This window comes from Blautia sp. TF10-30 (genome assembly GCF_003481245.1).
GTDB classification, from domain to species: Bacteria; Bacillota; Clostridia; order Lachnospirales; family Lachnospiraceae; genus Fusicatenibacter; species Fusicatenibacter saccharivorans.
The window spans coordinates 138,424-153,410 of sequence record NZ_QUKM01000001.1 but is presented as its reverse complement, the minus strand read 5'-3'; the positions used below and the strand labels follow the sequence as shown (position 1 = coordinate 153,410).

At 46.3% G+C, this 14,987-nt stretch carries 14 protein-coding genes; 11 read left to right on the top strand and 3 right to left on the bottom strand.

Features of this window, described 5'->3' with window-relative positions; translation table 11 throughout:
* Positions 1 to 346 precede the first annotated feature (346 nt).
* The 4 genes from DXD02_RS00700 (at position 347) to DXD02_RS15660 (ending at position 4,152) form a co-directional block, all read left to right on the top strand.
* Complete coding sequence (locus DXD02_RS00700; RefSeq protein WP_055227877.1) at positions 347 to 1,018, top strand: DUF1638 domain-containing protein; 672 nt, start codon at positions 347 to 349, stop codon at positions 1,016 to 1,018.
* 475 nt (positions 1,019 to 1,493) lie between these two features.
* Complete coding sequence (locus tag DXD02_RS00695) at positions 1,494 to 3,074, top strand: ATP-binding cassette domain-containing protein (protein ID WP_117508980.1); 1,581 nt, start codon at positions 1,494 to 1,496, stop codon at positions 3,072 to 3,074.
* Positions 3,075 to 3,180: 106 nt separating this feature from the next.
* A complete protein-coding gene (locus DXD02_RS15665) occupies positions 3,181 to 3,732 on the top strand; it encodes a hypothetical protein (RefSeq protein ID WP_243106310.1) in 552 nt (183 codons plus the stop codon).
* Positions 3,733 to 3,888: 156 nt separating this feature from the next.
* Positions 3,889 to 4,152, top strand: a complete 264-nt coding sequence (locus DXD02_RS15660; protein WP_227093461.1) for a hypothetical protein — start codon at positions 3,889 to 3,891, stop codon at positions 4,150 to 4,152.
* A 38-nt stretch (positions 4,153 to 4,190) separates the two neighbouring features.
* Here the strand turns inward: DXD02_RS15660 and DXD02_RS16315 are convergent, their stop codons facing one another.
* Positions 4,191 to 4,265 (bottom strand): DUF6783 domain-containing protein, encoded by a 75-nt coding sequence (locus tag DXD02_RS16315; protein ID WP_373141018.1) that lies wholly within the window; start codon positions 4,263 to 4,265, stop codon positions 4,191 to 4,193.
* 51 nt (positions 4,266 to 4,316) lie between these two features.
* On the opposite strand from DXD02_RS16315, the gene DXD02_RS00685 reads away from it, so the two are divergent.
* The 3 genes from DXD02_RS00685 to DXD02_RS00675 all read left to right on the top strand — a co-directional run bounded on the left by DXD02_RS00685 (position 4,317) and on the right by DXD02_RS00675 (position 7,863).
* Positions 4,317 to 5,867 carry a spermidine synthase gene (locus tag DXD02_RS00685; RefSeq protein WP_118666252.1) on the top strand — a complete coding sequence of 517 codons (1,551 nt, stop codon included), beginning with the start codon at positions 4,317 to 4,319 and terminating at the stop codon, positions 5,865 to 5,867.
* A gap of 199 nt (positions 5,868 to 6,066) precedes the next feature.
* Positions 6,067 to 7,290 carry a M28 family metallopeptidase gene (locus DXD02_RS00680; RefSeq protein ID WP_118666251.1) on the top strand — a complete coding sequence of 408 codons (1,224 nt, stop codon included), beginning with the start codon at positions 6,067 to 6,069 and terminating at the stop codon, positions 7,288 to 7,290.
* Positions 7,291 to 7,368: 78 nt separating this feature from the next.
* Complete coding sequence (locus tag DXD02_RS00675; protein WP_055227881.1) at positions 7,369 to 7,863, top strand: GNAT family N-acetyltransferase; 495 nt, start codon at positions 7,369 to 7,371, stop codon at positions 7,861 to 7,863.
* Here the strand turns inward: DXD02_RS00675 and DXD02_RS00670 are convergent.
* Positions 7,832 to 8,719: a LysR family transcriptional regulator gene (locus DXD02_RS00670; protein WP_117508979.1), complete on the bottom strand. Its 888-nt coding sequence runs from the start codon at positions 8,717 to 8,719 to the stop codon at positions 7,832 to 7,834. The genes DXD02_RS00675 and DXD02_RS00670 overlap by 32 nt on opposite strands.
* A gap of 123 nt (positions 8,720 to 8,842) precedes the next feature.
* Here DXD02_RS00670 and DXD02_RS00665 point away from each other — a divergent pair, with 123 nt between their 5' ends.
* The 4 genes from DXD02_RS00665 to DXD02_RS00655 all read left to right on the top strand — a co-directional run bounded on the left by DXD02_RS00665 (position 8,843) and on the right by DXD02_RS00655 (position 12,910).
* The gene (locus DXD02_RS00665) at positions 8,843 to 10,210 is read left to right on the top strand and encodes an MATE family efflux transporter (protein WP_118596001.1); all 1,368 of its coding nucleotides are present in this window, start codon (positions 8,843 to 8,845) and stop codon (positions 10,208 to 10,210) included.
* Positions 10,211 to 10,434: 224 nt separating this feature from the next.
* The gene (locus tag DXD02_RS15355; RefSeq protein WP_158578914.1) at positions 10,435 to 10,608 is read left to right on the top strand and encodes a hypothetical protein; all 174 of its coding nucleotides are present in this window, start codon (positions 10,435 to 10,437) and stop codon (positions 10,606 to 10,608) included.
* Between the two features lie 88 nt (positions 10,609 to 10,696).
* A complete protein-coding gene (locus DXD02_RS00660) occupies positions 10,697 to 11,542 on the top strand; it encodes a S8 family peptidase (RefSeq protein ID WP_055227885.1) in 846 nt (281 codons plus the stop codon).
* A 165-nt stretch (positions 11,543 to 11,707) separates the two neighbouring features.
* Positions 11,708 to 12,910 (top strand): NADP-dependent isocitrate dehydrogenase, encoded by a 1,203-nt coding sequence (locus tag DXD02_RS00655; protein ID WP_055217983.1) that lies wholly within the window; start codon positions 11,708 to 11,710, stop codon positions 12,908 to 12,910.
* A gap of 98 nt (positions 12,911 to 13,008) precedes the next feature.
* Here the strand turns inward: DXD02_RS00655 and DXD02_RS00650 are convergent, their stop codons facing one another.
* A complete protein-coding gene (locus DXD02_RS00650; protein WP_117812762.1) occupies positions 13,009 to 14,934 on the bottom strand; it encodes an ABC-F family ATP-binding cassette domain-containing protein in 1,926 nt (641 codons plus the stop codon).
* Between the last annotated feature and the right edge of the window lie 53 nt (positions 14,935 to 14,987).

The window sequence follows — 14,987 nt, the reverse complement described above, 5'->3', positions numbered from 1 at the left end:
TAACATCCAAAGCAGCGCATGAACGTGCGAAAATCCAACGGAACATGAATAGCAAAGAATTCAAAAATTATGCAAGGCTGCGTAATGGAGTGGAAACTGTTCCATCGAATATACGCAAGAATTACCACTTGGAAAAGATACCTCGTGGGAAACAGCGGGGCAAGTTCTTTTTCGGTTCCAAGATAGCAGCATTGAATTTCAGAAAACTCTTTATAGAAATAGAGGACAAAGTTATTTATGGTTTTGCCCCCAACATCAAAACTATTGTAGTATAACATAGAAAGAAAAACTTACGGTAAACGACGCAGATAAATCAATTTTTATATATTGTACGAGGAGCACGAATATGGAAAAAGAAACCGTCATTTTGACTTGCAGTTCGCTGGAACGTTATGTGAAACGGGCACAGGAGAAGATGCATACCAATTATCCGATTATAGTCATTGATCGGATCTATCACGTAGAGCCGGCGACTATGAAAACGGTGATCTGGCAGGAACTGGAAAAAAGAAAAAGGAAGCCGGATACGATTCTGGCTGCCATGGGATTTTGCGGAGGAGTTTGGGACCAGGTGCGGGCACAGGTAAGGACTGTGATTCCAAGAGTAGATGATTGTGTGTCCCTGCTTTTAGCCACAGATGACCGGTACATCCCCAACCGCAAGGAGAGCGGGCATCTGTATCTTTATGAGGATGAGCCCGAAAAATTTTCTGTGTTATCACTATTGAAAGATTATCGGAAAGCATCCAAGGAATTTCAGGGACTAGATGAAGAAACGTTGTTCCACATGTGGTTTGACCAGTATTATTTTCTGGATATCATTGATACCGGGTATAATGATTGTTATGAACTTGCGTATGCGGAGCAGGCGCAGAAAAATGCAGATATGATTCATGCAGCGTTGGACTATGTGCAGGGAAGTAACCGAATCCTGGAAAAACTGGTGTCGGGAGAATGGGATGAGCAGTTTCTGGTAGCTGAACCCGGGCATTTGATCCGGCATGGGGATTTTTTCTGAGTGGAAAAGGATGTTCCAGCCCAGAGATCTGGCATTTTTGGAAGGTCTTGTACTATTTTTATGTAAAATGGAAAGATGCTGAGAAATTAGTTTGGCATTGACAGATCAGCAAATCTGTGATATTGTCCAACTATGCATAGAGCATATTTGAAAAATGCTTTTCGAAGACGCTTTAAAGCATGAATAGAAAAAAGAAAGAACATGAACGTGTAAAGGTGAGGGAATGTATCTGAAATAATTTAAGCTGGAAAACACAATTGTATTTTGGTAAGACCTGTTTGAAACGGGTTATTTTGTGTACGCTTAAATTAGATACTTAGACGATTCGTTATGTTCCGACACCAGTGCCATGCACGCTGTGTCTGTTTAGGATGCGGGTCTGTTTTGCGTACGCAAAGCGGGCTCGCTTTTTAAATACTCTAGGCAGAATTTTTTATGCCGTGAGAAAAAGAAAAACAGGCAGAAGGGAGTTTTTATGGCACAGATCAATGTCAGTAATCTAACCTTTGGGTATGAAGGAAGTTATGATACAATCTTTGAAAATGTATCGTTTTCAATCGACACCAGCTGGAAGCTTGGTTTTGTGGGAAGAAACGGAAAGGGAAAGACAACGTTTCTTCAGTTACTCCTGGGAAAATACGAATACCAGGGAGCGATCACCCGATCGGTTGTCTTCGATTATTTTCCGTATCCGGTGAAACAAAAAGATCTGGAACGGACAGCAGCGGAGCTGATGGAAGACTGGAAAGCGGGAGTAGAGAGCTGGAGAGTTCTTTGTGAATTGGAAAAAGTGGATATGGACGCAGAACTTTTGTACAGACCATTTGGTACGTTAAGCTTTGGGGAGCGGACCAGGGTCATGCTTGCAGTCCTTTTTTCCGGTGAAAATGATTTTCTGCTGATCGATGAACCCACCAACCATTTGGATCAGGACGCCAGAGAGATTATCAAAAAATATCTGGCGTCAAAAAAAGGATTTATTCTGGTATCCCACGACAGGGATCTGCTGGACGCCTGTATCGATCATGTGCTGGTTTTAAACCGGGCCTCGATCGAAGTGCAGAGCGGCAATTTTTCCAGCTGGTGGGAAAATAAGGAAAAAGCAGACAACTTCGCCAGAATGGAACATGAAAAACATGTAAAAGAAATTGGAAAACTAAAGGCAGCCGCCGACCGTTCTTCGCGCTGGGCAGAAAAAAATGAAAATACCAAGATTGGGTATGATCCAGCCAAAGAACATGACAGATCGATATCGACACGATCGTATATCGGAGCAAAGACGAAGAAAATGCAGTCGCGCGTCAAAGCGTACGAGGAGAGAATGGACCGGGAGATCGAGAAAAAGGAAGGGCTGTTAAAAGATATCGAAACGGTAAAAGATTTAAAGATTATGCCGCTTTCCCATTACAAAGAACGGCTGATCGAATGCAGGGATTTTTCCTTAAAATATCGGGATGGAAAAGAACATGTGATCACCGGATTGAATTTTGAACTGAAACAAGGAGACCGTGTTTTTCTGAAAGGAAAAAATGGCTGTGGAAAATCCAGCCTGATCAAGTATATTCTGACGCAGAACCTGCAAAATTCTTCCAATGGCGGAATCGAAAAGCGGAAAATTACGATGTCCGGATGCGAAAATCTTTCCGGCGAAAATATAATGGCAACGGGTACCTGTTCGATTGCCTCAAATCTCGTTATTTCCTATATCAACCAGGATACCTCGCATCTGTCCGGAACGCTGAAAGAATTTGCCAAAAAGCAGGAAATTGATGAGCCAATGCTCCTTTCCATGTTGCGCAGCCTGGATCTGGACAGAGAACAGTTTGTAAAAAACATGGAGGAATTTTCCGAGGGACAGAAGAAAAAAGTATTGATTGCTGCCAGCCTTTTAACACCTGCGTATCTCTATCTGTGGGATGAACCGCTGAATTATATTGATGTATTTTCACGGATGCAGATTGAGAAACTGATTGCGCAGTTCCAGCCAACGATGCTGATCGTGGAGCATGATGCAAGGTTTGCCAAAAAGCTGGCAACGAAAGTGGTAGAGCTTTGACCAGAAGAATAAACGGAAAGGTTATGACTGAAAAAAAAACGAGACTTCTTATGGAGGTCTCGTTTTGCTATGATTAAAAATAGTAAAAAAAGGAGGAATTCACATTATGACAAAAAGAAAAATAATGCTGATTACGGTTTGCTTTGCTATTTTTGCTATATCGCTTCTGCTATCCAGACAGTTTTTTAAAAGCGCTGGAAAAAGGAATATGGATGTTCCGGCAGCGGGATCTGAACAGATAGAGGATTCAAAGGATACAGAAGAAAAAAGAAACACAGAAGAAATGACAGAGCTGGAAGAAACAGAAAGAACAGCAGCATCAGAAGGGGCAGCAGAACCGGAAAAAGTGGAAAATGTTACCATAGGAAGTGAGAAATACCGGGGATTTATCCTGGATTGTGTCCTGCATTCGGAGCAGGAGGGGGATATTCATTATAATGTATATATTCCGGATTCTTATGACGGAACAAAAGAATATGCATTATATGTAACACTGCCCGGCTATCAGGGACTGTACTTTCAAGGTGTGGGGGAAAATATCAGGACAGAGGATTTTGGTTTTGAGGCACAAAAATACAATTCGGAGATAATTATCGTAGCACCGCAGTTAAATGACTGGGGTGAGACATCCGCGGATCAGGCAATCGAGCTGACGTAGTATTTTCTTGAGAATTATAAGATCAATCCGGAAAAAGTATATAGTAACGGCTATTCCGGCGGAGGAGAAACGCTGGCGCTGATCCTGGGAAAAAAGCCGGAACTGTTTACTGCAGCGCTCATGTGCAGCTCCAAATGGGATGGAGCATATGAACCGGTGACAGAGGCAAAAACACCGGTCTATTTTGTGATTGGCGAAAGTGATGAATATTATGGATCAGAACCGTTTAAAGAAGCGTATCAGATTTTATATGAGCTGTATGCAGAGCAGGGTTTAGCAAAATCCGAAATAGACAATTTGCTGGTACTGGATATAAAAGAGAAAAATTACTTTGCAGGAACGAAAGTGACTTATCAGCACGGAGGCGGTTATCTGTTCTGTCGGGATGAAAAAATTATGGGATGGCTGTTTGGACATTAAGAGTCATGGAAAAATATATTGCAAAATTCCAAAGAAGTCTATAGTATGATAGTAGAGCGCGTTTGAAAAATCATTTCCGCATTCTGTGCGTTCCATTTTGCGGTATGTTTCACTCTTTTGCCGGCATGATGGCAGCAAAAAGATAAAATAAAAAAGGAGTCGACATGGAAAGAAAAAATCGTGGCATCTTAAAAAACAAGTTATTTTTGTATCTGACAGAATTTTTTTCCGGAATGTCTGTGATGGCGGTAGAACTTGGTGCGAGCAGGCTGCTTGCCCCGTATTTTAGTTCTTCACAGATTGTATGGACGATCATCATCGGAACCATCATGATTGCTATGGCACTGGGAAATATCTATGGAGGCAGAACGGCGGACAAGTCGCCCAATCCGGACAAGCTCTATGGACGTATCATCGTAGCTGCTTTATGGATTGCGTTAATTCCCGTGGTCGGAAAATATATCATTGTTGGCATTTCTGCGGTTCTGATTTTTTCCGTAAATAACAATTTTCTGATCCTGGCTGCGTTTGTGGCCTGTATGGTAATTTTTGTGTTCCCGTTATTTTTACTGGGTACGGTAACTCCGTCGCTGGTCAAATATTCGGTGAGCAATCTGGATGATAACGGAAAAACGGTGGGAACACTGGGAGCATTCAATACGATCGGCAGCATTATTGGTACCTTTGTGCCGACGTTTGTTACGATCCCTGCGGTTGGAACATCGATCACTTTTCTGATCTTTGCGGGAATTTTACTTGCGTTATCCATCGTGTATTTTGTGATGGAAAAAGCAGGGAAAAAGAAAGTGATTGCATCGGTACTTATTTTCGCGTTCTGCTGTGGAACAGGTTATTCCGATTCCTTCGCATTCTGGGAAAACAACCTGACATATGAGGGAGAGTCTGTATACAACTATCTTCAGGTGTACGAAAATGATGAGAGAGTAGCATTGTCTACCAATGTTCTGTTTGGCGTACAGTCTGTCTATATGAAGCAGGATGAACTGACCGGAATGTACTATGATTATGCGATGGCGGCGCCGCTTATGCTCAAAGACAAGCCGACAGATCAGATGGATGTGCTGATCCTTGGCATGGGTACGGGAACCTACGCCACACAGTGTAAGAAATATTTTGGGAACATGAACATTGAGGGTGTAGAGATTGATGAAAAGATCACGGATCTCTCGCGGAAATATTTTTCACTTTCCGAGGATATTCCGGTGACTACTTACGATGGAAGAGCGTTTTTAAATGCATCGCAGAAAACGTATGATGTGATTATGGTCGATGCATATCAGGATATCACAATTCCATTCCAGATGTCCTCCAAAGAGTTCTTTGAACTGGTCAAATCACATCTGAAGGACGATGGCGTTATGGTGGTAAACATGAATATGCGTGGAATGAAGGAAGGAAACATCAATCAGTACCTTTCGGATACGATTGGAAGTGTCTTTGATACAGCGGTTACAGTGGATGTGGCAGGATCGTCCAACCGGGAACTCTTTGCGTCGGACGATCCGGACATCGTAAAGAATCTGACGAAACATACGGGGGAACTTACAAACGTAAACCTGAAAAATATGATGCAGGAAGTTACGTCAAATCTTACAGAATATCAGAAAGGAAATTATATCCTCACAGATGACCAGGCGCCGGTGGAGCTGCTTGGCATGCAGGTGATCGATGAGCTGATCAAGGATGAAGTCTAATACTATAAAGATATTTATAAAGAGCAGGGAATCAAAGGACTGATCGAGTCTCTCTGAGCTCTGGAAAAAACATAAATCATGGGAATGAGAAAGAGGAACAGATACACCATCACAGTTTTTTAAAAAAGTTGTACGAAATAACATGGTTATGTTAGCAAATGATATACAGAAAAAATGGTTATAAAGGAGAACTAAAAATATGAAGTTAAAATCTATTTTTGACCAGACAGATTTTGTACATGCAAGCGGTACAAAAGAAGAATTGCAGGTTGCAAACTATTTAAAGGAGCAGTGTGAAGCATTAGGAGTCCCGGCAAAACTGGAAGGTTTCCGCGTTGCGATGGGCGAAATCGAAGAGGCACATTTGTATGCAGACGGGATGGAAATTTCATGCAAAGCTCTCACATGCTGCGGAAGCGGAAGTGTCGAAGGCGAACTCTACTATATGCCTGGAACCGATCCGGTTTCCGTTGCCGGTGCAAAAGATAAAATTGTGCTGATGGATACGCAGGGAATCGGATTTTTTGCGTACCAGGATTTGATGAAAGCAGGCGCGAAAGCGATTCTGTTCCAATATGGAAACAGCTATTACCCACATACAGACATTGATCAGAGAGATCTTCGGGAAGCCGTTGTCGGAGAGGAAAAGAAAGTACTCTGCGCCATGATTCACTCTGCACAGGCAGTAGAACTTGTGAAAAATAAACTAAAACAGATCCGTCTGGAAATCCGGCAGAAGGAATACGATGGAGAATCCCATAATGTGATTGCAGAATTGCCGGGAAAAAGAGAAGAATGGATCGTTTTAAGCGCGCATTATGATACGACATCGCTTTCGCATGGTGCATATGACAACATGAGCGGATGCGCAGGGCTTCTTGGAATCATGGAGCAGATGAAAGGGAAAGAGCTGAATTATGGTCTTCGGTTTGTATTCTGCGGAAGCGAAGAAAGAGGACTTTTAGGATCGAAGGCGTATGTCAGAGATCATGAGAAAGAGTTGAGACAGATCGTACTGAACATCAATCTGGACATGATCGGAACGTATATGGGAAAATTTATCGCCTGCGTATCGGCAGAAGAAAAGCTTACCCATTACATCAGCTATATGGCTGCAGAAGTTGGCTTTCCAATCGCAGCAGAAAACGGCGTCTATTCCAGTGATTCCACGCCATTTGCCGATCATGGGGTTCCGGCTGTTTCGTTTGCGCGTATTGCCAACGGAAATGTCGCCCCGATTCACTGCCGCTACGATGTCAAAGATGTGATGTCGATGGAGCAGCTGCAAAAAGATATTGATTTCCTGACAGTATTTACCAGAAGATTCGCAAACGCAGCGGTCTGCCCGGTGGCAAGAGAAATACCGGAAACGATTCGGAAACAATTGGATGAATATTTGTTTCGCAAGAGAAAAGAAGCCTGATATACTTCGATCACGGATATGAGCAGCGAGACGAATTGCAAATAGGAAAAAGAACGACAGTGGCAGGAGAGAGAAACCATGAAAAAAATAGAACTGGTAGAAATCAGGCAGGTAAACGATGCCCTTGCAGAAATGGTTGCGCTGTTTCGAGTAGAACTGCGTTCCTATAAAGGAATTGCATCAAAACCGAACGTGGAAGACGGACGGGAAGAAATGAAGGAATACCTTTTAGCAGGATTTCCAGTGTTTGCCGCTACGGTGCATGGCGAATACGCAGGTTATGTTGTCTGTCGTATTGAGAGCGAGGTGGTGTGGGTGGAATCCATCTTTGTCAGAGAAGAGTACCGCCGGCAGGGAGTCGCTGCCGCACTGCATGGCAAGGCAGAAGAAATTGCAGCTTCTTATGGAAACGATACGGTTTACAACTATGTCCATCCCAATAACCACAGGATGATTGAATTTTTGAGAAAGCGTGGTTACACCGTTCTGAATCTAATTGAGATCCGTAAACCGTATCAGAATGAAAAACTGACGCAGACGATTACGGTTGGGGAACATGAATTTGATTATTGAGGGAGTCATTTTCATCCCACAATTCCAGAAAAGCCCGAAGTTCAGACGGAAGGCGCCCCTTGCGCCAGGCAAGCAGGATTTCGGTTGTAAGGTCTGCATCTGTGATGGTGCAGGCCTTTAATTTATGGGTAAGATTCAGCATGGAGGCCGGCAGAAGAGCGATGCCAAGGCCTTTTTCTGCCATTGTCATTGCCGTGCGGGCGTCCTCGCAGGTGAGATAGATATCGCAGAACAGACCCGCCTGCTCGAAAGCGGAGAGCATGTATTTCCGGTAGCGGTTCGACAGAATCAGCGGCTGCTCGGCAAGTTCCGTAAGCGAAAGGGTTTCACGCCCGGCAAAAAGCGGGTGAGAAGGGAGTGCCATGGCGGTGATGCTCTCTTTTAAAAGGGTCTTCGTCTCGCAGCCATTTAAAACGATTGGCGTGCGGAGCGTGGTGAGATCCACCATGTGATTTTCGAGCTGGTCTTTTAAAGCAAAGGTAGAACCCTCGTGGACATCAAAATGGATGTGCGGGTATTTCCGGGAAAATCGCAGGAGATAGTCGGCGAGCAGCGAAACGGTGGATGGCGTCATGCCGATGTGGAGTGTCGCAGACTGACTGGATTTTACGACTTCGCGCCTGGTGAGATCCGCAAGCATCAGAAGCGTTCCTGCCTGTTCATACAGTGTTTTTCCTGCCTCGGTCAGGGTGATTTTCTTTGTACCGCGGATGAGAAGAGGCACCTGAAGCTCTTCCTCCAGCATTTTGATCTGATAACTTAACGGCGGCTGTGTCATATGCAGCACCCGTGCCGCCCCGCTGATGGTTCCCGCGTCCACGATGGCGCGGAAGTATTCGAGTTGTCGAAGTTCCATAAAAATCCTCCTGAAAAAACTATATAAAAATTATTCAATTTCAATATAAAAACAATAATTTACATATAGAATACGCCATGCTATACTGAAAAGCAAGTGAAAAAGAAGGGAATGAGGGAACAAATGAAACGAATTGATTTCGAACATGGAACCGTAACCGGAAACATCTTCGGGGCAGCGCTCCCGATGCTGGTTGCTCAGATTTTGAGTCTGCTGTACAATATTGTAGACCGCGTCTACATCGCGCGGATCCCGGAGGTAGGAACGGCGGCACTCGGTGCAGTCGGTCTGTGCTTTCCGCTGATCGTTATCATCACAGCATTCAGCAACTTGTTTGGAAGCGGCGGCGCTCCGCTGTTTTCGATTGAGCGTGGAAAGAATGATCAAAAAAAGGCGGAACGTATTATGAATACGTCGTATTCCATGGTATGTGTCTGTGCTGTCATACTGATGGTGATCGGCTTTTTGTTTGCCCGTCCACTGCTATCACTGTTCGGCGCATCGGCAGATGCGATGGTCTACGCGTATCCTTATATGATGATTTATCTGATCGGAACTTTGCCGTCGATGGTGGCAACCGGCATGAACCCGTTCATCAACGCGCAGGGCTACTCGACCGTTGGTATGCTTTCCGTCACGATCGGAGCGGTCGCAAACCTGCTGCTTGACCCGCTGTTTATCTTTGTGTTTGGCTTTGGTGTGCAGGGGGCTGCGATTGCAACTGTGATTTCCCAGACACTTTCCGCAGTGTTCGTTCTGTATTTCCTGACCCGGAAATCGGAACTGAAAGTGCGCTTTGTGCGGAAAAATGAAATTTCTGAGTGTGCAGGCTATGCGAAAAATATTGTCAGCCTCGGTACCGCGGGATTTATCATGCAGCTGACCAACAGCCTTGTCACGATCTGCTGCAACAACGTACTCTCTGTGACCGGCGGTGATATTTACATCTCTGTTATGACGATCGTATCGAGCGTGCGTCAGCTCGTCGAGACACCGATCTATGCAATGAATGAGGGAACTTCTCCGATTTTGAGCTATAATTACGGTGCACGCCGTCCGGCCCGCGTGCGCAAGGCGATGTGTGTCATGAGTGCGATGATCCTCGGCTATACCGCAGTGATGTGGAGCGTGATTGTTCTGGCGCCGCATGCGCTGATCGGTATTTTCAGTTCGGATGCGGTACTGACCGCAGATGCGGTTCCGGCTCTGAAGCAGTACTTTGCAGCATTCATTTTCATGGATCTGCAGTACATTGGACAGACCGTATTCAAATCTCTGAATAAAAAGAAGCAGGCGATCTTTTTCTCCCTGCTCCGAAAAGTCTTCATTGTTGTACCGCTCACCTATCTGATGCCGTACGTACTCCACATGGGAACGGACGGTGTATTCCTTGCCGAACCGGTATCAAACGTAATCGGCGGAAGTCTCTGCTTTATCACCATGCTGATTCTGGTTCTGCCGGAACTGAAGCGAATGGAGCAGCAGAAGTAATGTTTTTGAAAAGTTTCTGAAAAAAGGACAGGAAGATCTTTACCGAAACGGTTTTGGCAGATATCTTCCTGTTTTTTATTGCCATACATACAATATGATGCCTCGGACAATCTGATGCGCATTGGAGTCCCGGCGCTCCGCATTCTGTCGGTGCCTATCTGCTTTCGATTCCAGGTCTGATCTATCAGGCGGCGCTGCAGGGACTTTCCCTTGGAAAAGAAAGTATGTACATATCCATGACACGCCAGGCGATTCTGCCGCTGGTGTTTGCATTTCTTCTCAAAGGATTTGGAAACCTGAATCTGATATGGGGCGCCTTTGTCCTGGCTGAGCTCTGCGGCATCCCGCTTGCAGCAGCTCTCTGGAAACGGAAAGGGGAAAAGCAGATTCAGTTTTAAGTATAGAAAAGAAAAACAAAAAGGCTGTTCTTTGCGAAAGGCAGCCTTTTTTGCATACCATAAGATAAGAATACACAGGGGCTTATGGATGAAAGAGCAGGAAAATCTGACAGGAAAAGGAATTACAGCCGCCGTGCTGGATACAGGGATTTTTCCCCATATGGATTTTGACGGCCGGATTGTAGCCTTCCGGGATCTTGTGTACGGGCGGGAGACGCCTTACGATGACAATGGACACGGAACGCATGTCTGTGGTATCCTTGGCGGAAGTGGAAGAGCGTCCGGCGGAAAATACCAGGGTGCGGCACCGGGATGCCGGTTTGTCGTAGTGAAGATTCTGGACCGAAGGGGAAATGGAAGAAAGCAGGATATCCTCGCGGCGATTGACTGGGTGTGCAAAGAGCGAATAAGACTTAATATCCGCATTTTAAATATTTCAGTGGGAACAACAGAGCAGGAAAAAACGGTGGATGATCTGCTAGTACAGGCGGTGGAGCGCGCCTGGGATGACGGGATCACTGTTGTGACAGCGGCCGGAAATCTGGGGCCCGCTCCGGGCAGTATTACGGCGCCGGGGAGCAGCAGAAAAGTGATCACCGTGGGAGCGGGCGATCTGCTGGAGCCAAGAAGAGGAATCTCCGGATGCGGCCCGACACGGGACTGCGTCTGCAAACCGGATCTTGTCGCGCCTGGAAAACGTCTCATTTCCTGCGCGCCTGGAAGAAGCAGGAAGGAATATGTGGTGAAGAGCGGCACCTCGATGGCGGCACCGCGGGTGTCCGGAGCCGTGGCTTTGGCACTTGAACGGGTTCCGGATCTTACAAATGTCCAGGCGAAAATGCTGCTTTGCGAATCGGCGAGAGACCTTGGCCTTCCGCGCAACCGTCAGGGGCATGGGATGCTTCAAACAGACCGTTTTCTGTCTCTTCTGTGAGACACTGTGCGGCAGCATAAAAAAAGAAAAATGAAGGAAAACACCTCTCATCCTGCAAAAATTGTGTGAATTTATGGGAAAATGCCAAAAAATCAGGCGAATTTTGACTTGACAAGCTATAGGATACTTTATACAATAAACGGGAATAGAAAAAGGAGGCCTACTATGGAAAAAATTCAGATGACCACTCCTCTGGTAGAGATGGATGGAGATGAGATGACCAGAATTCTCTGGAAAATGATCAAAGATGAGCTGCTTCTCCCGTTTATTGACCTGAAAACGGAATATTACGATCTGGGACTGGAACACAGAAACGAGACGAACGATCAGGTAACCGTAGATTCCGCAAACGCTACCAAGAAATACGGTGTAGCAGTCAAATGTGCCACCATTACGCCGAATGCAGCGCGTATGACCGAGTACAATCTGAAAGAAATGTGGAAGAGCCCGAACGGAACGATCCGTGCCATGCTCGACGGAACCGTTTTCCGTACCCCGATTGTCGTAAAAGGCATCGAGCCGTGCGTGCGCAACTGGAAAAAACCGATCACGATTGCCCGTCATGCATACGGAGATGTCTATAAAAATGCAGAAATGCGCATTCCGGGACCGGGAAAAGCAGAGCTGGTTTATACGGCTGAGGACGGCACCGAGACAAGAGAGCTGATCCACAACTTCACCGGCGCCGGTGTCATTCAGGGCATGCACAATCTGGATAACTCCATAGAAAGCTTTGCGAGAAGCTGTTTCGAGTACGCACTGTCCACGAAACAGGATCTGTGGTTTGCAAGCAAGGATACGATTTCCAAGAAGTATGATCACCGCTTCAAGGATATCTTCCAGGAGATCTTCGATGCAGAGTACAAAGAGAAATTTGCAGAAGCAGGCATTACCTACTTCTACACTCTGATCGACGACGCCGTTGCCCGCATCATGAAAGCAGAGGGCGGCTTTATCTGGGCCTGCAAGAACTACGACGGCGATGTCATGAGCGACATGGTATCCTCCGCCTTCGGTTCCCTTGCGATGATGACTTCTGTTCTCGTATCCCCGCACGGATATTACGAGTACGAGGCTGCGCACGGAACCGTACAGCGCCACTATTACCGTCACTTAAAAGGTGAGGAGACATCCACCAACTCCGTGGCCACCATTTTTGCATGGACCGGCGCACTCAGAAAACGCGGGGAAATGGATGGAAACGCAGAACTTTCCGCATTTGCAGACCGTCTGGAAAAAGCAACGATCGCAACGATCGAGAGCGGAAAAATGACAAAAGACCTTGCGCTGATCACCACCATGGAAAATCCGACCGTATTAAACAGCCGTGATTTCATCCTGGCCATCCGCGAGGAGCTGGAGAAATAATTAAACGAAGCAAAAAAGAAAGCCGATCCGGCATTCCCGCAAAAAGGGATGCGCCGGACCGGCTTTTTCTGTTTTGAATTTTCCGGGGAAAACCAGGCCTATTCGGCAAGCTCTTCCCATTTTTCATACAGCTCTTCGAGTTCCGCGGCAATCTCTGCTTTCTCTTTGCTTAATTTCACACACTCTGCCACATTCGTTGCGACTTCCGGTTTCGACATTTCCTCATCAATTTCCGAATCGCGTGTCTCAAGCTCTTCAATTCGTTTCTCCGTCTTTTTCAGCTCGTTTTCTTTCTTGCGGAGACGTGCCTGTTCTTCTTTCTGCGCTTTCCAGTCCAGCTTTGTGGAGGAGGCTTCGGAAGGAGCCGCTGTTTCTTCCGGAGCGGCGGCATCGGCAGCAGGAGCATAGATGCGGGTCAGCTCTTCTTTTTTCTCCAGATAGTAATCGTAATTTCCGATATAGTTGACGAGTGTTTGTCCCGTCAGCTCCAGAATCCGGGTTGCAGTCTGATTGATAAAGTAACGGTCGTGGGAAACGTACAGTACCGTTCCAGTGTAATCCTTCAGCGCGTTTTCCAGAATCTCCTTTGATACGATATCGAGGTGGTTGGTCGGCTCGTCGAGGATCAGGAAGTTGGCGTTCGAGAGCATCAGCTTGGCAAGAGAAATTCGTCCGCGCTCACCGCCGCTCAAGGTATGAATCGGTTGGAAGACATCGTCGTTTGTAAACAGGAAGGCGGCCAGCACATTTCGGATTTCGGTGTTTGTCAGATACGGATACGCGTCGGAAATCTCCTGGAAAATGGTCTTTTCCATGTGGAGCACCTGATGCTCCTGATCGTAGTAACCGATCTGTACACGGCTTCCAAGTGTAAAAGAGCCGGCATCCGGGCGGATGACTTCGTTTAAGATCTTTAAGATCGTCGTTTTTCCCGTTCCGTTGTTTCCGATGATTGCGACGCGCTCCCCGCGCTTGATTTCGAAATTCAGATCCTGGAAAAGCGTCTGTCCCGGGAAGGCTTTGGAGAGGTGCTCGACGGTCAGCACATCGTTTCCGCTTGTGATGCGCGGTTCCAGACGGATCCGCATATCGGAGCGTACTTCGGTCGGCTTTTCCAGCACATCCATTTTGTCCAGCATTTTTTCACGGCTCTCGGCGCGTTTGATGGATTTCTCGCGGTTGAAAGATTTCAGCTTTGCAATGACTTCTTCCTGATGGTGGATTTCCTGCTGCTGGTTGACCCAGGCATGGTAAGCGGCTTCACGGAGCATTGCTTTTTTTTGACTGTAGGCGGTATAGTTTCCCTCAAAAGTTGTTACTTTTTTATTGTCCACTTCAACGACTTTTGTGACAACGCGGTCGAGAAAGTAACGGTCATGGGAGACGATCAGGACGGCTCCGCTGTAATTTAAAAGATACGTTTCGAGCCAGGAGATCGAGTCCATATCGAGGTGGTTGGTCGGCTCGTCGAGCAGAATGATGTCCGGTTTGGTGAGCAGCAGTTTACCAAGTGCCACGCGGGTCTTCTGACCGCCGGAGAGGGAGTCCACCTGTTTTTCAAAATCGCTCTCGGAAAAGCCAAGACCTTTTAAAACACCGACGACTTCACTGCGGTACGCGTATCCGTTTTCCAGTTCAAAGGTATGGGAGAGGCGGGTGTAGGTGGAAAGAAGTTCATCCAGCTCTGCACCGGATTTTGTATTCATATCACTTTCCATCTGACGGAGGCGTTCCTCCATATCGATCAGATTCTGTTTCGCGGTCAGCACTTCCTGGTAAATGGAAAGGTGTCCGGTCAGATCCTGATGCTGGGCGAGATAGCCCATCGTCTTTCCTTTGGAGAGGATGACCTCTCCCTCATCGGCCCTCATTTCGCCGATGATGATTTTTAACAGCGTCGATTTTCCGGCACCGTTGATGCCGACCAGTGCGGTTTTTTCGCGTTCTTCTATATGAAAAGATGCATTTTTGATAATTTCCGTTGTCCCGAATGCTTTCGAGATATTCTGACATGCAAGAATCATGTGGTTCCTCCAGATAACATATTTCTGTATTTTGACATAATACACCATCCTTA